17 protein-coding genes are annotated in these 19,960 nt (G+C 38.3%); 9 read left to right on the forward strand and 8 right to left on the reverse strand.

Annotation, left to right across the window (positions count from 1 at the left end):
* Positions 1-48 precede the first annotated feature (48 nt).
* Together ACJJVZ_RS17020 and mutY are read right to left on the reverse strand one after the other, a co-directional pair.
* Positions 49-321, reverse strand: a complete 273-nt coding sequence (locus ACJJVZ_RS17020) for an oxidative damage protection protein (RefSeq protein WP_077537040.1) — start codon at positions 319-321, stop codon at positions 49-51.
* Between the two features lie 33 nt (positions 322-354).
* On the reverse strand, positions 355-1,416 hold the full coding sequence (mutY, locus tag ACJJVZ_RS17025) for an A/G-specific adenine glycosylase (RefSeq protein WP_273047265.1): 1,062 nt from the start codon (positions 1,414-1,416) through the stop codon (positions 355-357).
* A 162-nt stretch (positions 1,417-1,578) separates the two neighbouring features.
* On the opposite strand from mutY, the gene trmB reads away from it, so the two are divergent.
* The 4 genes from trmB (at position 1,579) to arcA (ending at position 6,352) form a co-directional block, all read left to right on the forward strand.
* On the forward strand, positions 1,579-2,304 hold the full coding sequence (gene trmB / locus ACJJVZ_RS17030; protein WP_138584172.1) for a tRNA (guanosine(46)-N7)-methyltransferase TrmB: 726 nt from the start codon (positions 1,579-1,581) through the stop codon (positions 2,302-2,304).
* Between the two features lie 64 nt (positions 2,305-2,368).
* Positions 2,369-3,394, forward strand: coding sequence for a methyltransferase (locus ACJJVZ_RS17035; protein ID WP_138584171.1), 1,026 nt, complete (start codon positions 2,369-2,371; stop codon positions 3,392-3,394).
* Positions 3,395-3,533: 139 nt separating this feature from the next.
* The gene (locus ACJJVZ_RS17040) at positions 3,534-5,138 is read left to right on the forward strand and encodes an ATP-binding protein (protein WP_405602147.1); all 1,605 of its coding nucleotides are present in this window, start codon (positions 3,534-3,536) and stop codon (positions 5,136-5,138) included.
* Between the two features lie 497 nt (positions 5,139-5,635).
* Complete coding sequence (gene arcA / locus ACJJVZ_RS17045; protein ID WP_077537035.1) at positions 5,636-6,352, forward strand: two-component system response regulator ArcA; 717 nt, start codon at positions 5,636-5,638, stop codon at positions 6,350-6,352.
* 16 nt (positions 6,353-6,368) lie between these two features.
* Here the strand turns inward: arcA and arcB are convergent, their stop codons facing one another.
* Positions 6,369-8,687 carry an aerobic respiration two-component sensor histidine kinase ArcB gene (gene arcB, locus ACJJVZ_RS17050; RefSeq protein ID WP_273047269.1) on the reverse strand — a complete coding sequence of 773 codons (2,319 nt, stop codon included), beginning with the start codon at positions 8,685-8,687 and terminating at the stop codon, positions 6,369-6,371.
* 233 nt (positions 8,688-8,920) lie between these two features.
* On the opposite strand from arcB, the gene folE2 reads away from it, so the two are divergent.
* From folE2 to ACJJVZ_RS17070, 4 genes are all read left to right on the forward strand, one after another.
* Positions 8,921-9,841 carry a GTP cyclohydrolase FolE2 gene (gene folE2, locus ACJJVZ_RS17055; protein WP_193154773.1) on the forward strand — a complete coding sequence of 307 codons (921 nt, stop codon included), beginning with the start codon at positions 8,921-8,923 and terminating at the stop codon, positions 9,839-9,841.
* Between the two features lie 109 nt (positions 9,842-9,950).
* The gene (locus ACJJVZ_RS17060; protein ID WP_193154775.1) at positions 9,951-10,547 is read left to right on the forward strand and encodes a DUF2726 domain-containing protein; all 597 of its coding nucleotides are present in this window, start codon (positions 9,951-9,953) and stop codon (positions 10,545-10,547) included.
* 110 nt (positions 10,548-10,657) lie between these two features.
* Positions 10,658-11,365, forward strand: coding sequence for a 5'-methylthioadenosine/S-adenosylhomocysteine nucleosidase (gene mtnN / locus ACJJVZ_RS17065; protein WP_138584166.1), 708 nt, complete (start codon positions 10,658-10,660; stop codon positions 11,363-11,365).
* Positions 11,366-12,310 carry a cobalamin biosynthesis protein gene (locus tag ACJJVZ_RS17070; protein ID WP_405602152.1) on the forward strand — a complete coding sequence of 315 codons (945 nt, stop codon included), beginning with the start codon at positions 11,366-11,368 and terminating at the stop codon, positions 12,308-12,310.
* A gap of 498 nt (positions 12,311-12,808) precedes the next feature.
* On the opposite strand, the gene tyrS is transcribed toward ACJJVZ_RS17070, so the two are convergent.
* On the reverse strand, positions 12,809-14,008 hold the full coding sequence (gene tyrS / locus ACJJVZ_RS17075; protein WP_077537029.1) for a tyrosine--tRNA ligase: 1,200 nt from the start codon (positions 14,006-14,008) through the stop codon (positions 12,809-12,811).
* A gap of 323 nt (positions 14,009-14,331) precedes the next feature.
* Here tyrS and ACJJVZ_RS17080 point away from each other — a divergent pair, with 323 nt between their 5' ends.
* A complete protein-coding gene (locus tag ACJJVZ_RS17080; protein ID WP_405602155.1) occupies positions 14,332-15,645 on the forward strand; it encodes a peptidoglycan DD-metalloendopeptidase family protein in 1,314 nt (437 codons plus the stop codon).
* Positions 15,646-15,719: 74 nt separating this feature from the next.
* Here the strand turns inward: ACJJVZ_RS17080 and ACJJVZ_RS17085 are convergent, their stop codons facing one another.
* From ACJJVZ_RS17085 to oadA, 4 genes are all read right to left on the reverse strand, one after another.
* Positions 15,720-15,896, reverse strand: a complete 177-nt coding sequence (locus tag ACJJVZ_RS17085) for a hypothetical protein (protein ID WP_405602157.1) — start codon at positions 15,894-15,896, stop codon at positions 15,720-15,722.
* Positions 15,897-15,909: 13 nt separating this feature from the next.
* Entirely contained in the window at positions 15,910-16,881 is a 972-nt protein-coding gene (locus tag ACJJVZ_RS17090) for an aldo/keto reductase family oxidoreductase (protein ID WP_405602159.1), read from the reverse strand.
* Between the two features lie 141 nt (positions 16,882-17,022).
* Positions 17,023-18,153, reverse strand: coding sequence for a sodium ion-translocating decarboxylase subunit beta (locus ACJJVZ_RS17095; RefSeq protein ID WP_138584162.1), 1,131 nt, complete (start codon positions 18,151-18,153; stop codon positions 17,023-17,025).
* Positions 18,154-18,167: 14 nt separating this feature from the next.
* Complete coding sequence (gene oadA, locus ACJJVZ_RS17100) at positions 18,168-19,949, reverse strand: sodium-extruding oxaloacetate decarboxylase subunit alpha (protein ID WP_405602163.1); 1,782 nt, start codon at positions 19,947-19,949, stop codon at positions 18,168-18,170.
* Positions 19,950-19,960 lie beyond the last annotated feature (11 nt).

The following is a 19,960-nucleotide window of genomic DNA, read 5'->3' on the forward strand; positions in this document are numbered from 1 at the left end:
AGCTATAAAAAGGGCTAAATAGCCCTTTTTTAAAAAAATTTAAATACATTATTTTTCTGGCGGTCGATAGCCTTCAATTTCTACATCTTTGCCTTCAAATAAAAAGCCAACCATTTGCTCTTCTAAAAAAGTGCGATGCTCTGGATCCATCATATTAAGATGCTTTTCATTGATCAACATTGTTTGTTTATGCTGCCATTGTGCAAAAGCTTCTTTAGAAATGTTATTAAAAATCTTTTCGCCAATTTCACCTGGATATAACTGAAACCCAAGGCCTTCAGCTTCTTTTTGTAACTTTTGACAAAATACTGTACGTGCCATAATTAATTCTCTTTAGCGCTAAATGCTAACAGTTTAACCTATTGGTGCGATTTGTTTAACCAACTTTTTAGTTGGGGCAGCCAAACCTACCTCAACAGATTGATCTAATGGATACCAGACTAATTGCCTGTCGTTTACGACATCTAAAAAACTATCAATATTGAGCACATGTGGGTTTATCGTCAATTCAAAATGTGAGAACACATGCACAAATGGATCAAGCGACTCTAACTCTATTTTAAATCCCTGTTGAACTAAAAATGCCTCCAAATCTTGACGCTCGTTAAATTCAAAAAAGCCAAAAAGACCACCCCAAATACCCGAACTAGGCCTTTTCTCCATTAAAACTTTATCATCACATTTTATAATTAACTGGTGACAGCTTTTTTTAGGGCTTGCTTTTTTAGGTTTTGAGTGAGGAAACTCTTTTACTTTGCCAGCATTAAAAGCGCCGCAGTGGCTATTCAATGGACACGCTTGGCAATCAAAACGACTTCGAGAGCATAAGCTTGACCCCAAATCCATCATCGCTTGATTAAACTCTGTCACATTGTTTTTAGGTGTTAATTGCTCTGATAAATACCAAAGCTGATTCTCTACTTTTTTTACACCATACCAGCCTTCAATCATAAAATAACGCGCCAATACTCGTTTAACATTGCCATCTAAAATTGGATGATGCTGGCCAAGCGACAACGACAGTACAGCTCCCGCTGTGGAGCGCCCTATCCCTGGTAATGCAATAACCTCTTCAAGTGTTTGAGGAAACTCTCCGTTGTACTTATCGCGTACTATTTTAGCTGTTTTATGAAGGTTACGAGCACGGGCGTAATAACCTAAGCCCGTCCAATGATGCAATACGTGATCTTCATCAGCATTTGCCAAAGCAATAATATTTGGAAAGCTCTCCATAAATCTTTCAAAGTAAGGAATAACAGTAACAACTTGGGTCTGCTGAAGCATTACCTCAGACACCCATACTTTATAGGGTGTCTTGCCTAACTGCCACGGAAGCGTTTTACGACCATGAAGGTGATACCAATCAACCACTTGGTTTGAAAACCAATGAGACTGTTCTTTATTTAGATCTAACATATTATAACTTTCACTCGTGCTCAATGGCGGCTCAGTCTATTGCAGTTATTAAAAAGATCAAGCTATAGGGGGTGTAAAATAAGCTAATACTTGTGATTGGCGGCTTGGTCAGGGATAATACGCAACCATTTTTATACACATTGTTTTTGTCAGGCCAATAATATGAGTGAATCAAGCAACAGTAATCTTGAGCAAGCTAAGCAAGAAGGTAAATACATCCGCACTATTCGCAGTTTTGTAAAACGCGAAGGTCGATTAACCAAAGGTCAAGCCGCAGCAATTGAAAAATGCTGGCCAACTATGGGCTTAGAGCATAAAAACGGCATGCTTAATTTAAGCGAAGTTTTTGGTAATAATAATGATGTAGTGCTTGAAATTGGTTTTGGTATGGGCAAATCGCTTGTAGAGATGGCAAAAAATGCGCCGCATCTAAATTTTATAGGTATTGAAGTACATCGCCCTGGCGTTGGCGCATGCTTAATGGACGCTGATGAAGCGGGTATTACAAATTTACGTATTTTTGAACATGATGCAATTGAAGTACTTGCAGATTGTATTGCAGATGAAAGCCTGACAACACTGCAATTGTTTTTCCCAGATCCTTGGCATAAAAAGCGCCATCATAAACGTCGTATTGTGCAAGCTGAGTTTGTTGAAAAATTAAGAACTCAACTAAAAGTGGGCGGCGTTTTTCATATGGCCACAGATTGGGAAAACTACGCTGAACATATGCTTGAGGTTATGAAAGTGGCTCCTGGCTTTAAAAATCAGTCAGAGACGAACGATTACGTTCCACGCCCAGATTTGCGCCCGTTAACTAAGTTTGAACAACGTGGTCATCGCTTAGGACATGGCGTATGGGATTTAATGTTTGAGCGCACTAAGTAATTAATAACTTTAAAGACTCTTTTTAACTCTAATAAAACTAAACATATGTAAGGCAAAGCCATTTATGAGCGTATTAACCAACCCTAGTTTACTGTTACTTCGAAATAGCGAGGAACTAACGGGTAAATCTATCTTGGTGGTCAACTTTGCTCAGGATGGCTTTTTAACTGAACTTAAAAAACTTAATCCGCAAAGTAAAATAACTGCATTTAGCTATAATCATGCCAATGGCGAATTTGCTAAAAATACGAAAGATGTTGATATTTTCATTGATCATACAATTTCAGGCCACAGCTACGACTTAGTAATTCTTTACTACCCCAAATCAAAACCTGAACTATTAATGACGCTCGATAACATTCGCGCAGTTATTACAACTGACGCCAAACTGTTAGTTGTAGGCGAAAACAAAAGCGGCGTTAAGTCAATTGAAAAACAATTGGCAGGTAAAACTGTTTATAGTAATAAAATTGATTCTGCAAAACATTGTGTTCTTTATTCTTTTTCTGAAATTAAACAACACCTTCGTTTTGATATAACTCAATACCATAAACAGTTTTTAGTCACTGTCGCGGATACAGAATTTACAGCAATTAGCGTACCGGGTGTATTTAATCACGGCGGTTTAGATATTGGTACAAAGGTACTACTTGAAAACGCGCCAACCATTAAGCAAGGTAAAGTGCTGGACTTTGGTTGTGGTGCGGGCTTAATAGCTACATTTTTAGGCTTAAAAAATCCAGCTCTAGATTTTACATGTAGTGATGTAAGTGCGTTGGCTACCTATGCAACTGAGCAAACTCTAAAGCTTAATAGCATTAAAGGCGAAGCTTTATTAAGCGATGGCCTTAACAGCATTACGGGTAAATTTGACCTAATCATTAGCAACCCGCCATTTCATACAGGCATATCTACTGATTACACAGTCGCTGAAGCTTTTTTATCAAACGCCAAGCAACATCTAACTAAGACGGGTAAATTGAATATAGTGGCAAACAGCTTTTTAAAATATACTCCGATTCTTGAAACGCAATTTGATAATTATCAAACCGTGTTCAAAAGCAACAAATTTGCAGTATACAGTAGCTAGATATTTACATGGGTTGGGTGATTTTGTGCTCAACCCTACTTACGAATAGATATAATGTTTAATTTTTTCCTCCATTTCCCTTCGCCTTTGCTAAACTTAAATTTCAATCATTACAATTAACTCAGTCGACGATGACATAATGCCTAAAAAAGTACATCAAAGCAGTATCCGCAAAGCATTAATAAATTTAATCATGCTGATAACCGCTATTTGTTTATCGTTATCTATCTCTATTTCCACTTATTTAAGCGTAAAAGAACAGAAACAATTAATTATTAGTAAACTTGTTATCCTCTCTGAAATTGTGGCTTTTGATGCTAGTAACTCAGTCATCAATGATGATCGACAAACAGAAGAAAAACGATTGAAGTCGTTTGATAAAATTCCACTAATAAAAAACATTCATATTTATTCTATTGAAAAAAAATCACAGCAACCTGCATTTTTTATCAGCTTTAATGCAAAAAAAACACCACCTGTACCGCTTAAAATAGACAGTATAAATGAATTAAAAACGCCCAATATAGTAAATGATCACATTGAACTTATACGCCCTATTTATAATAATAAAGAACTCGTTGGCTATGTTTATATGCGCGGCAGCCTTGAAAGTTTAGATGACTATATAAAACAAAAAATCTTTATTGATATATTATTGACCTTATTAATACTCGTTGTTGTTTATTTCATCGCTATTAAGGTACAAAAACGAATTGCTAAACCTATTGAGCAGCTGAGTATGCTTTTGCAGGATGTATCTAAAAATCATAACTACGATGCCCGTGCACCTGCAACAAACGTGAAAGAAATTACTGCACTTTCTAATAGCTTAAATATTATGCTAACCAGAACTCAACGACAGCTAAAGCGACATGAAAAAGATAAAGAAGAAATAAAACAACTTAATCAGAGCCTTGAGGGAAAAGTAAATCAACGAACAATTGCACTCAGAGAAGCCAATCAAGAATTGCTCGCAACATTAGAGCGAATGCATCAGTATCAGACGCAAATTGTTGAAAATGAAAAAATGGCTTCCCTCGGACAAATGGTTGCAGGGGTAGCTCACGAAGTTAACACGCCTATAGGGCTTGGGATCACAAGTTCAACTTTATTACGTGATAAACTCGCTGATGTTCGAATTAGTTTTGATGAGAAAAAACTAACCTCCAATCAATTGAAGCGCTTTATAGATGAAGGCATCGAAAATTTAGATTTAATTTATCGTAGTTTAAATCGCGTCGCCGATTTAATTTCCAACTTCAAAAAAGTAGCGGTTATTCAAGATGACGGTGCTAAAACACATATTAATATTCATAAACTTATTAGCGATATATTAATATCAATACATTCCGAGCTAATTGTAAAAAAACCTACAATTACAATTAACTGCCCCACTGACTTAATCGTCCAAAGCAAACCAGAGCCTTTACAGCAAATATTTCAGCAGCTACTACTCAATTCAATTATTCATGGGTTTGTAGGCATTGAAAATAATAAAATAGTTATTGATATTGAACAAGCACAAGAGCATATAATTATAACCTACAGCGATAATGGCCAAGGTGTTGATAAAACAATTCAACATCGAATTTTTGATCCCTTTGTAACATCAAAAAGAGGGCAAGGCGCGAGTGGGCTTGGTATGCACTTAGTTTACAATTTAGTAACTCAAGCGTTAGGCGGTAGAATTCTATTTGATTTAGAAGAAAAACAGGGAACCCGATTTATAATTACAATACCCTAAAATAAATATTACTAAAAGTGCATAAACTTAAGGTTTGTACTTGAATTACGACTTTATGGCCTCATTTAAGAGGCATGTGGTGTATAGTGAAAAACTATTTAATTTCATTAAATAATTAATACAAAATACTTTATGAACTTTATCGTATTTGTGATATCACATACATTGATGAAAGGTTAGAAAATGATATAATTTCGCTTTGAATTAGTCTGATAATTTTAAATATCTTTATACCGTTGATGGATGTATCAACTTTTAGAGAAAATCGCTTCGACGCTTATAATTCAAACAGCTGCATCCGCTAATATATCGATTAAACAGTAGTTTTTGCATAGCCCTTTTTAGGTAGACTTTGGATCCCTCTACTGTTTTATTTTTATCCAAATTGTTTTTACTTGTTAACAATTAGATAAGATTCTATAATCTCTAGCAATTGATTTTTATAAAATAAGATCGGTTTTTTTGTACGTAAAACAATCCAAAAAGGTTAATAAATAATGCAAACGCCAGTCATTCTAATCGTAGAGGATGAAGACGTAACTCGACTAAACCTCGTTAGTTTATTTGAAGCTGAAGGTTACAAAGTTATTGAAGCCATTGATGGCGATGATATGCATGACAAGCTTACAAATAATGATGACGTCAATCTTGTAGTTATGGACATCAATCTTCCAGGTAAAAACGGCCTTATATTAGCCCGTGAATTACGCCAAAAGCGTAAAGTAGGCCTTATTTTCTTAACTGGCCGTGATAACGACGTTGACCGCATTTTAGGTCTTGAAATTGGTGCAGATGATTACATCACCAAACCGTTCAACCCACGTGAATTGACTATTCGAGCTCGTAATCTAATTACTCGAACAGCTCTAGGCGGTGAAGAATCAACACTAGAAACAAATGGTGTTATTACGTTTAATGGTTGGGAACTTGATGAAAATAGCCGTTGCCTTACTTCTCCAAGTGGTGACGCTAAACGTTTACCTAAAGGTGAATATAGAGCACTGCGCTTGATGCTTGATTCTCCAGGTCGTATTTTTAGCCGTGAGCAATTAATCAAACATATGACTGGTCGTGAACTTCGCGCAAATGACCGCACTGTTGACGTTACTATCCGTCGTATTCGTAAGCATTTTGAAAGCGACAACTCAACGTCGGAGCTAATTAGCACCATCCACGGTGAAGGTTATCGCTTTATAGGTAAAATCGACAGCTAATTAAAATAATTCACTGTTATTCTAATTGTTGTAAAAATAAATGAAGGGCTTGTTGCCCTTCATTTATTTTATCTGCTAATACATTCAACCACTCTTTTAATACATCATCAGTTTCCTCTGTAGCACCATGCTCCATGACTTTTGCATGTAACTGCACATCATTTAAGCCAACCGAACCTGCCGCTCCTTTGAGCTTGTGCGCTACAGATTTGTATTCTTCTCTATCACCTGCATTTAATGAAGTCAGTAGCTCTTGCTGATACTGTGGATTAAGTTTTTCAAATAACTGACTACTGCGCCTAAATACAACTAAGCCCATAGAGTTAACAAAGTCTTCAATTGTTTCAGCATCGAGTAAATGCGCATTAATACCAATAAGAGCCTCATCACTTACTTTTAATTGTGGTGTACTACTCTCAATTTGCTTTATATCAAATAAATCAGCCAGCATTTTATCAAGCTTTACAGTATTAATAGGTTTTGCGAGCGCACCTTGTATAGATATACCTTTAAGCTCTTCTTCTGCACTTCTTACATTAGCCGTCAGTGCCACTATTGGTAATTTATCAAAATGGCTATCTGCTCTTATCTGCCTCGCTACTTCATCGCCATTTATATCAGGCAATTGCATGTCGAGTAAGACTAAATCTAAATCATCTTCAGTTTCGACAAAAGACAAAGCGTCTTCGCCCGTTTCGGCCCACAGTACTTCATGACCTCGCTGCTCTAATAAGTTAGTTGCAATTTCAGCATTAAGCGGCACATCTTCTACCAATAAAATATAGAGTCCACGGCCAACATAACTTTGCTCTGTTGGTGCTATACATAGATTGAGTGGAATTTGGACTGTAAAGCAGCTGCCCTCACCTTCGCTACTTTCAACGGTGATCACACCTCTCATTGCACTAACCAGCGCTTTGGTAACCGACAAGCCTATTCCAGAGCCAATGGCATTAGTCCCTTTTAAATCAGGTGCTTTATAATACATATCAAATATACGCGGTAGCTGCTCTGGTGGAATACCTTGGCCTGTATCTGATATTTTCATTATTAGCCAAGGGCCTTCAATACGATTCTCACGCACACATTCAAGTTTAACTTCACCGCTTTGAGTAAACTTAACTGCATTATTTATTAGATTCCAAACGACTTGACGCAAACGAGTAGGATCGAGCAATGCATATATATCAAGCATACCGCTGCGCTCAATATTAAATTCAAGATCTTTTTGCTCAGCAATAAGTCCCGCAAAATTAACAACATCGTTTATAAAGTCAGAGACATTAATAGGATTAGTTGCTATATCAAGCTGCTCTCTGTCTATTTTGTCTAGATCTATAATATCGTTAAAAATATTACCTAGCGTTTCAGCGCTCGAAAAAATAGTATTACTCCAGCTACGCTGTTGTTTATCTAGATCTGTATCAAGCAGCATACGCGTTAACCCTACAATACCATTTAGCGGTGTCCGCAATTCGTGGCTGAGGGTGGCAATAAATTTCCCTTTATCTTTATAGGCGGTTTCGAGTGCTTGAGCGGCCTCTTTACGGCTCGTAATATCACGGCCAAAGCCAAGTAAGCCGATATAATCACCTTCGTCATTAATGAAAGGAAGTTTACGCAACTCAAACCAACGTTTTTCACCTTCAACATCGTAGCCAACATCAATTGTTATCGCTTGATGGGTTTGCTCTACCTGCTTATCTGTTTCTAGTACTTCAGACAAAAACTCACTTGGAAACGTTTGCTCTGCCGTTTTACCAATAAGCTCAGCACTCGTTTTACCCATCACCTCTTCAAACATTTTATTACAACCCGCAAATACGCCATTATTATCACGGTAATAAAATAAATCAGGGGACGAATCAACAATTGAGCGTAATAACATACCTTGCTGCGCAAGCTCTTGCTGCGTTTTTTTACGCTCTGCTATCTCTTTACGAAGCTCTTCAATTGCACGGTGTTTAGCATGAAACGCCATTTTACGTTCGTCGATCTCAACATTTAATCGACTAATGTTATCTTTGAGTGTTTGGTTTAATAGTTTTTCCTGCTTAGTAGCACTATCAAGATAAGCATACGAAGCATCTAATTGACGAATTGAATTTAATAATACACTGATGACTAACGGAGAAACCACTGCGGTAAAAAAGATGACGGCTAAAATATCAACAAGGTGAATTTCCCCTACAGCCACATAATAAAACATGCTTGATAAAATAAGCGACGCTGTCAGAAATAGCGTATAGCAAGCAACGGCCGCTTTAAACTCACCAAATCGAGTTATCAGGCTAGAAAGAATTCGAACCCAAGGGCTCAAAGAGTAATCGGTCATAGTTAAGTTTATCTCTTAGCTGTGTGCTTAAATATAAATAGAGCAGAACAAAATACTAAACATATTATTTTCGCCGATTTTAGCATTTTTCTATTCGCTATTTTCATGTTGTGCGACAAAAATAGAAAAAATTCACCTTTGAAGATAGCGACAGTTAAAAGTCTTCGTTTCAGCCAGTGGTTATTTCATGTAAAATACGTCGCTTTATCATTGCTAATAACGAGTAACATACCATGCAAACTAACATGCCCGACATAGCCGACACGGCTCCCGCCTTACAAACCGGTAAGTTAGACTGGGTTGGCATGGCTGAAATTGAGCTGCCATTTATTTTTGAATCGCGCGACCTTGCTCCTGTTACCGTTAATGCGAAAGCCCGCGCATTTGTAAACTTGCATAAGGAAGATGCTAAAGGCATTCATATGTCGCGCTTATATTTAGCACTCGATGTACTTTCAACCGAGCAACAAGTTAATCCGCAGACGTTAGCTAACACACTCAATACCTTTATTAGTAGCCATGAAAATCTCAGTGACAAAGCGCAAATAGAATTTAAATTTGAATTACCACTGCGCCGAAAATCACTATTGAGTGGTAAAGTCGGCTGGAAGAGCTATCCATTAACATTAACCAGTACTATTGAGCACAATATAATTAGCTATGAGTTAACCGTCGATGTTACCTACTCATCAACTTGCCCATGCTCGGCAGCTCTCGCGCGTCAGCTTATACAAAATGCATTTAACGAAAAATTCAATCAAGATACATTAAGTCAAAAAGATGTTCACGAATGGCTTGGCACTACGCAAGGTATTGTTGCAACACCTCATTCTCAGCGTTCAATTGCTAATGTAAAGGTTAAACTCAACCGTGATATTAACGAGTTTGATGTTATAAACTTAATTAATACTCTTGAAAATGAGCTAAAAACACCTGTTCAGGCTGCTGTAAAGCGAGAAGACGAACAGGAATTTGCTCGTCTAAATGGCCAAAATCTGATGTTTTGTGAAGACGCAGCTCGCAAAATAAAAGCGAGTCTTGAAGCAAGCAACTATGCCGATTATTGGTTGCAAATCAATCATTACGAATCATTACATGCTCACGATGCCGTCGCGATAGCAGTGAAAGGAATTGAAAACGGATACAAAGCGTAAATTCAATTACATATAAATAAGATACGGCGGTAAATTCTTAACTGGCACTATTTAGGCACATAAATTGCTTTATAAAATTAGTGTCAATTTGTTGTTGTGGAGTTACCGTATGGAGTTCGCTTTATTATCAATTTTAGTATTAGTGGTAGGCGCATCAATCTTTGTGTCAAAGTTTAATGATGATGGCGGAAACCCTTATCCTTTTACGCGTAAGCAAAGTGTATTTACGCAAGTAGAAAGTGCGTTTTTAAATTTACTTGAACGTGCTGTTGGCGACCAATACAAAATAGTTAGCCGCGTTAAGCTAATCGATGTAATTGACTGCAAAGAAGGTTTATCTGTTAAATCTAAACGAGCAGCAATTGCTAAGGCAAAAAACAAACAGCTTGATTTTGTATTAATAGATAAAGAAAAAATGACCATAGTGGCTGCCGTTGATCTCGTAAACAACGCGAATAAAGACGGTCATAAAGCACAGCGAGATTGGTTTGTTAATGGGGCATTAGAAGCAGCCGGCATCCCACATATTCGTATGAAAGTAAAATCAGGGTATCGCCCTTCAGAAGTGCGCGATGCCATTATGTTTAAGCTTGGTAAGCTTGGCTCTTCACAAACGCAGCGTCCTGTTCGTAACCGCGTCAGCAAACCAGCGGTGCTATCACCATCGCAAGCTAAAGCTCATTCTACTGCATTAGCTGAAATTTAAATCGGGCATTAATACATAAAAAAGCGAGCTGTTTAAAACTGCTCGCTTTTTTGTTTTTTATAACTAACTTCACGTATAATAAATTTATTCAAACTCAGGAATTTAAAACTATGAACGTTGGTATTATTGGCGCAATGGAGCCAGAAGTTAAAATTTTGCGTGAAGCCATGCAAAATCCACAAATTTTGACTAAAGCAGGTTTCACTTTTTATACTGGCGAATTGGCTGGTAATACAGTCACACTCGTTCAATCTGGTATTGGAAAAGTAGCCTCAACTATTGCAACTACCTTACTTATCGATAACTTTAAACCTGATTGTGTTATCAATACGGGTTCTGCAGGTGGTTTTGATCCATCACTTAGCGTTGGCGATGTAGTAATTTCATCAGAAGTGCGTCATCACGATGTAGATGTAACTGCTTTTGGTTATGAGATTGGCCAAGTACCTCAAATGCCAGCAGGTTTTACAGCTCACCCTAAATTGGTTGAAGCTGCGCAGCAAACAATTACACAAATTAGTGATGTTAAAACCTTAGTAGGTCTAATTTGTACTGGTGATACATTTATGTGTGACCCTGTACGTATTGATAAAGCACGTAATGACTTTCCTACAATGCTTGCTGTTGAAATGGAAGGCGCTTCAATAGCGCAGACGTGTTTTGCACTGAGCACCCCGTTTGTGGTTATCCGTTCGATGTCAGATATTGCCGGCAAAGAATCTCCGCAGTCGTTTGAAGAATACCTAGAAACCGCATCAATCAATTCATCTAAAATGGTTGTTGCACTTCTAGAAAAACTAACCGCTGTTAAGCTTTAAATGCTTAGCAATATTGTTCAAAACCATTTGGACTTTATTGCCTTTATTATAGCGCTCCTTGCTGAGCGCTTTATTCCTTTAGTTAGTTGGTATCATCCAAGTACAGCCTTAGTCGCTATTTTTCGCGCAATTGGAAAGCGTACTTATAAACCTAAAGAACCTGATAACTATCAATACTTGGCTGCAATGCTAGCTAGCACGCTTATTTTAAGTATTGTACTCATTATTGTTGTACTAATATTAGAGTTTGCTTTTTACCCTGAATTACTCGCCGGGCTTATTTTATACCTCTGCCTAGAAAGCAAAAGCGTAGACAAAAAAGCGATTCGCATTGCAAAGTTAACTAAACAAAACCAAAAATCTGCTGCTCGCGAACTTTTAAAGCCGCTACTGGCCCGTGATGTGAGCCAACTCTCTGCCCCTGGAATTATTAAAGCACTCATAGAGAGCTTAATATTACGCAGCGCTCGTTATTACTTTGTTGTTATATTTATATTTTTAGTACTTGGCCCAATAGCTGTGCTCGCCTATCGATTATTAACTTTGATTCAATATGCATGGCGTTCTGAAATAACTCCCAACAGTCCTTTTTTAGCACCACTTAAATTGATTCTCTTTGCTATAGAGTTTATTCCTATACGTTTACTTGCATTCACGGTGATTATCAGTAATGAAAGTAAACTCGCAGTACATTATATAAAGCATTACGGCAGGCACTTTTATCAAACAAATACCGGTTGGCTGCTAAGTGCTTTTTCTGCCTCGCTGGGAATACAATTAGGGGGACCTGCGATATATTTTGGCAAACGATTTAATAAAATGCGTATTGGTACTGACAGACTTCCTGTTGCAGATGATGTGCCGACTATAATTAATAGGTTAAACCAAATTCGTGCATTTTGGTTGTTAGTAATTGTGGCTGTGGAAGTATTAAAAGTAATTTAATACCAATCTGCTTATATATGGGGTCTATTTAACGTTAATAAAATTACGATAGGGCCTGTTGACCTTTCAGGATTAAAATTTGTTCAATCTAGGGGCGATTTAATCGCGGCGTGAGGTTTGTAACCTAGTGGGCTAAGTAAAAACCGAGCAACAAAGAGTAAATTGCCCCTAGGCAGAACCCAAGGGCAGCGCATGTTTGGCGTTTATGCTGCGTTATCGCCTATTTATGGGAATAACCACACTGCATAGGCTCTGCCTTGCTTAAATACCAATCAGTCGGCTGCAAATTTAACCTCGAAAGATAAACAGGCCCTAGAACTAGGCAAAAATTTTTGTATCTAGTTGTTCTAAATGAAAATTTTTTAACTACGTTATAGTGCAATTTAATTCGTTAAATTGATCAAAGATTTACGCAGTTTAGTATAATTGCTTGTATAGACTAAAAATAAAAATACAAAAAAACCAGCCTAAGCTGGTTCTTTTGTTTTTAAACTGTGCTTAAGCAACCGTAATGTTTGCAAACTTACGCTTACCTACTTGATAAATAGCCGTTGTACCCTTTGCTATTTCAAGTTTAGTATCAGTGATTTTCTCTTCACCATTGAGTTTAACCGCACCTTGCTTAATCATCCGCATTGCTTCTGAAGTGCTTGCTACTAAGTTTGCTTCTTTAAGTAAATTAGCAATCAAAATAGTGTCATCTTCAGTTGTTACAGTCATATCAAGAATTTCATCTGGTAGCGCTTTTTTCTGAAAACGCTGAATAAAATCGTCATGGGCTGCTTGCGCATCAGCCGCACTATGAAAGCGAGTTATTAACTCTTTTGCCAGTTCAATTTTGATATCGCGTGGGTTAGTTCCCTGCTCAACACGTTCTTTTTGAGCTGCAATTTCGTCTATAGAAAGCGCACTTAACAGATCGTAGTAACGCCACATTAGCACGTCACTAATTGACATTATTTTACCAAACATATCATTTGGCGCATCAGTAATGCCAATGTAATTGCCAAGCGATTTAGACATTTTTTGAACGCCATCAGTGCCTTCCAGCAATGGCATCATAAGTACTGTTTGTGGCTTTTGACCTTCAACTTTTTGAAGCTCGCGGCCCATTAATAAGTTAAAGCGCTGATCGGTACCACCCAGTTCTACGTCTGATTCAAGCGCAACAGAATCCCAACCTTGCACTAAAGGGTATAAAAATTCATGTATTGCAATCGGCTGACCACTACCATAACGCTTTTTAAAATCATCACGCTCTAGCATACGCGCAACGGTTTGGTTTGCAGCTAATTTAATCATACCTGCGGCACCTAGCTTTTCCATCCAAGTAGAATTAAATGCAACCGTTGTTTTTGCAGGATCAAGGATTTTAAACACTTGTTCTTTATACGTCTCAGCATTAGCAAGTACGTCTTCACGAGTAAGTGGTTTACGCGTTACGTTTTTACCCGTTGGATCACCAATCATGCCGGTAAAATCACCAATTAAGAAAATAACCTCATGGCCTAAGTCTTGAAAAGTCTTCATTTTATTAATTAGTACAGTGTGGCCTAGGTGTAAATCAGGTGCCGTTGGATCAAAACCAGCCTTAATTTTTAACTTTTTGCCCGACTTAAGTTTTTCAACTAATTCGTCTTCAATTAATATTTCTTCTGCACCGCGTTTTATCTCTGCTAGAGCGGTTTGTAAATCCACTTTGTATTACTCCAAAATTCTGCCGACGAAGGGGGCGACTAGTTACTTGCGCAATCTCGGTTTAATAAGCTTTAAACCGAATCTATATGTGTAGCTAACATAACAAATTTTTAATCAATTTAAACAACTTTTTGATCGATTCATGCAACTAAATAAAAACAAAGCCGTCTTAATTTGTTGTGCAGTTAAAAAAGGTTTTAAAAGCCCGATTTTAGCGCAATTTGCCGCCAGTTTAAATCTACAAAATACTGGTATTCGTAGATTATTAGGTATATCCTGCAATATTACGTATTTATTATCTTGACAGCAGGAAAAGGCACTTTATGGTTCACGTGGTTAACACGCTCCCCAAAAAACACAAATTGCTTATCTTAGGCCTAGTTTCTGCGATCATCGGCTTGACCTTTCTTCCATCCGAAAAAGCAACCGCTTCCAAAGACAACAGTGCAAACGCACTAGAAATTGGTAAGCGTTATGAATTACTCGTTAAAGTTGATAGCAAAGAAAAACTAACAGAGTTAAATTCAGAGCACGCCGCAGAAAAACTACCTGAGTATAATCTAGTCGATCACCAAGTTAAAAATGGTGACAACTTAGCAATCATATTTAAACGCGCAGGCTTTTCAGCTCAAACGCTCTACAAGCTTGTTAATACTAATGCCGAAACGCGAAAGCTTACTAAAATCCACCCAGGAGAAGTATTAAGTTTTGCAACGTCAGCAGATGGCGAGCTCGCTCAATTACGCTATGTTATTTCTAAAACCGACACATTATTTATTACTCTAAATGATGAAGGTAACTACGATACAGCCATCGATAGTAAAGAAATTGAAACTCTAACAAAAACGGCTGGTGGCGAAATAGCTAACAACTTTTGGACCTCTGCCATTGCAGCAGGTTTAAGTGAACGCCAAATAATGAACTTTGCTGATATATTTGGCTGGGATGTTGATTTTGCAAACGACATTCGCAAAAACGATCAGTTTGGTTTAATTTACGAGTCTCATTACGTAGATGGTGAATTTATTGGCACTGGTAAAATTATTGCAGCTGAATTTATTAATCAAGGGCAACGTTTTTCTGCTATTCGTCACACCGATGGAAGTTTTTATACGCCTGAAGGGCGTAGTATGAAAAAAGCATTTTTACGTGCACCTGTCAGCTTTAAATATATTAGTTCGAGCTTTAACCCTCGCCGCTTACACCCAGTGACAGGAAAAGTTAGAGCTCACCGAGGTATCGACTTTGCAGCACGCACCGGTACACCAGTCGTTGCATCTGGTAACGGTAAAGTAATTAAAGCGGGTTACAGTAAATACAATGGCAACTACGTATTTATTAGCCACGGTACACAATACGTAACTAAGTACTTACACCTAAATAAAAAACTAGTTAAAACAGGGCAAAAAGTTAAACAGGGCCAAAAAATTGGTACTGTAGGATCTACTGGTCGTGTTACTGGCGCGCATTTGCATTATGAGTTTTTAGTCAACGGTGTTCATCGTAACCCTAAAACGGTAAAGCTACCTAAATCTGAGCCATTACCGCGCTCAGAACTTGCTAAATTTAAACCTATTGCAGATAGCTTTATTGCCCAACTTGAGCGCAATCGCGAGCTACAATTAGCACTTAAATAAAGTTTATTTATAAGTATTAAAAAAGCCTTTGCAGGATTAACCGGCAAAGGCTTTTTTGTATACGCTATAAACCATTAATACATTAATACATTAATGAGCTGAATAACCAAAGATACCATCACTAACGGCCATATATATTTACTGTACTTAGTTGCGCCTTCGAGTCCCATTTTACTTTGGTATTTTTCAAGTAATGGGATCAGCACAGCTAAGGCGACAAATAAACAAATTAAAATAACAAATATGTTCATAGTTAAACCTTATTTACGGTAATTCATGGCCTTTAGCACTGACATAAAGCGCGTACCAATGCTCTCGGGTTAACTCTACGTTTACAGCATCACAAGAAGCTTGAATTCGCTTAGCATTAGTTGTCCCAGTAATGGGCTGAATAGATGCTGGATGACGAAGTATCCACGCAAGTACAATTGCCTCAGCAGAAGTGCCATAAAGTGCAGCCAGCTTATTAACTAAAAGACTCGTATTTATATCAGCCTGAGATGCGTTTGATAAATTGCTTCCTGTGTATAGACCTTGGCACAGACTTCCCCAACTTTGTATTTGAATATCAAAGCTGCGGCAATATTCAATACACCCAGGTGTAAAATTGAGATTTTTACCATCGGTGTTACCGGTGTAAACGCCCTCATCAACAAACTGATGCTTTTGTAGGCTCGCTTCAATTTGATTAGCCACTATGGGCATATCAAGCGCATGCTGCAAAAAATTCATTTGGTGCTGCTGCATATTCGATACTGCAAAGTGTCGCACCTTGCCACTTTCTTTTAAACAACTAAATACACGGGCAATTTCATCAACTTCCATGAGTGGATCTGGGCGATGCAGCATAAGTACATCTAAATACTCTGTGTTTAGTCGCTTTAAGGACGCTTCAACAGATTGCTCAATCCAGTTAGCCGAAAAGTCGTAGCGTTTTGGCCCTAAGTCATCTTCAAAACGAATGCCACACTTAGATTGCAGATATATGTGTTCTCTAAGGTTTGATCGTTCACTTAACACCTTACCAAATACTTGTTCAGCTTTACCAAAAGTATAAATATCTGCATGATCAAAAAAGTTAATACCGCCTTCAATAGCGCTATCTATACATTCATGAGTTTGTTTAACGTGCGTGTCAGTAATTGCGTCTTTATTCCAACCGCCGCCCAAGCCCATACATCCAAATACAAGCTTACTAACGTTCGGTAAATATTTTGCTAGAGGAGTGTGGAGCATTTTGACTATCCTTAAAATTGCGAAGAGTATCCACTGTAAACAAAAAGCGCTAAACAAGAAACCATTAAGCGATGAGAAATTAATAACAAAAAAAAGCGCAGTAAACTGCGCTAAATCATTTATAAACTACCAGGTTAATTATCAACCAACAAGTGCTAATAAAATACCCGCGGCAACTGCACTACCAAGTACACCCGCTACGTTGGGCCCCATTGCATGCATAAGCAAAAAGTTATGTGGATTACTTTCAAGGCCAACTTTATTAACCACTCGCGCGGCCATTGGCACTGCAGATACACCCGCTGCACCAATTAATGGGTTGATAGGTGTTTTAGATATGCGATTAAGTCCTTTTGCCATAAATACGCCTGATGCCGTACCAATTGCAAAAGCCAGTGCGCCAAGCACTAAAATACCAATCGTCTCAACCGTTAAAAACTTATCTGCGGCTAGTTTTGAACCGACCGCCAACCCTAAAAATATAGTGGTTACATTGATGATTTCGTTTTGCGCACTGTTGCTCAATCTATCAACAACCCCTGACTCACGCATTAAGTTACCTAAGCAAAACATCCCCACTAGCGGTATTGCTGCTGGTAAAAACATGGCAGTTAAACTAAGCACCATAAGCGGAAAAATAATCTTTTCTTTTTTAGATACTTTACGCAGCTCTGGCATTTTAATTTTGCGCTCTTCTGGTGTTGTTAATGCACGCATAATTGGCGGCTGAATAATTGGCACCAATGCCATGTATGAGTATGCCGCGACCGCAATTGCGCCGAGTAAATCAGGAGCTAGTTTTGATGCTAAAAATATTGCAGTAGGGCCATCGGCACCACCAATAATAGCAATAGCGGACGCATCCTGTAGGGTAAACTCAAAGCCTGGCACATAGTTTAGTAATATCGCGCCAAACAAAGTCGCAAAAATACCAAACTGTGCAGCCGCACCTAATAACAGCATACGAGGGTTTGCAATAAGTGCACTAAAATCAGTTAGCGCTCCAACCCCCATAAATATCAACAGCGGAAAAATCCCCGTATCAATACCTACATAATATACGTAGTACAAAAGTCCACCAGGGTCTGATAAACCAGCCACGGGTATGTTTGTTAATATAGCGCCAAAGCCAATAGGTAATAACAGCAATGGTTCAAAGCCTTTAACTATCGCTAAAAATAAGAGTAAACAACCTACCGCAATCATTATTAGCGATGGGATTGTAAAGTTAGCGATGCCCGTTGCATGCCAGAGGTTTAAAATACCGTCCATCCTCTATTTACTCCTTATGCTAATGCAATCATAGCGTCGCCCGTTGTAACTGAGTCACCCTCAGAAACAAGTACTTCAGCAACAGTACCCGTGTGCATGGCACGCACTTCCGTTTCCATTTTCATGGCTTCCATTATGATAACTACATCACCTTCATTTACCACTTGCCCCGCTTTTACTTTAACCTTAAAAATATTACCCGCTAAAGGTGCGTTAAGTGTCTCGCCCGAGGCAACCGACGCAGACTGGGGCATATGCTCGGAATCTTTTAAGGTTACTTCTTTAAGCTCACCGCCTTGCGCTACTACTACGTCGTAAACTTTACCGTCTACTTTTACGCTGTATTGCTCGGCCTTTACGCTGTGATTATTTAAAGCAGATTTAGAGGGTGCTTTATTGCTTTTATCTTCAACACAAGGCACTGGTTCAAATGCATCTGGGTTGTTACGATTTTTAATAAATTTTAAACCAACTTGTGGGAATAATGCATAAGTTAGTACGTCATCAATTTGCTCATCAGCCAGTGTTAAACCTTGCTCTTGCGCTTCTTTTAACAACTCAGCTTCAAGCGTTGCAAGCTCAGGCGCAATATTATCAGCAGGACGACAAGTAATAACCTCTGCACCATTAAGTACACGCTCTTGTAGATCTTTATTCATTGGCGCGGGTGTTAAGCCATACTCACCTTTTAATACGCCCGCAGTTTCTTTAGTAATTGTTTTGTAGCGCTCACCTGTTAGCACGTTGAGTACCGCTTGAGTGCCTACAATTTGCGACGTGGGTGTTACTAATGGTAAAAAGCCTAGATCTTCTCGTACGCGCGGTATCTCGAGTAAAACCTCATTAAGCTTATCTGCTGCGCCTTGCTCTTTAAGCTGGTTTTCCATATTTGTAAGCATGCCACCAGGTACTTGAGCGAGCAAAATACGTCCGTCAACCCCTTTTAAACTACCTTCAAATGCCGCATATTTTTTACGTACGTCTCTAAAGTAAGCCGCTATTTCTTCTAGATGATTTAAATCAAGTTCGGTGTCACGTTCGGTTCCTTCAACAATTGCCACAATGGTTTCGGTTGCTGAATGTCCGTAAGTCATGCTCATAGATGAAATAGCGGTATCAAGCATATCAATGCCCGCATCGATCGCCTTTTGATAAGTTGCTGTACTTAAACCAGTTGTAGCGTGGCACTGCATAGCAATAGGAACCGATACGGTTTCTTTAAGTGCTTTAATTAGTTTTTCAGCGTCGTATGGTTTTAATAAACCCGCCATATCTTTAATACAAATTGAGTGGCAACCTAAATCTTCTAATTGCTTAGCTAGCGTTAGCCACATATCAAGCGTGTGCACAGGACTTACAGTATAAGAAATAGTACCTTGAGCATGTGCGCCTACTTTTATAGCCGCTTTAATCGCTGTTTCAAGGTTACGTACATCGTTCATTGCATCGAAAATACGAAAAACATCAACACCATTTTTATGTGCGCGCTCTACAAATTTTTCAACCACGTCATCTGCGTAATGGCGGTAACCTAATAAGTTTTGACCACGTAATAACATTTGCTGCTTAGTATTAGGCATTGCTTTTTTAAGTGCACGAATACGTTCCCATGGGTCTTCGCCTAAATAACGAATACACGAATCAAATGTAGCACCACCCCACGATTCAATAGACCAATAACCTGCGTTATCTAATTTACTAGCAATTGGCAGCATATCGTCAAGGCGCATTCGGGTTGCGAGTAATGATTGGTGCGCGTCGCGTAATACCAATTCTGTTAATTTTAATTTAGCCATGAATATGCCCC

Source organism: Pseudoalteromonas sp. Ld19, assembly GCF_045064135.1.
GTDB classification, from domain to species: Bacteria; Pseudomonadota; Gammaproteobacteria; order Enterobacterales; family Alteromonadaceae; genus Pseudoalteromonas; species Pseudoalteromonas aliena.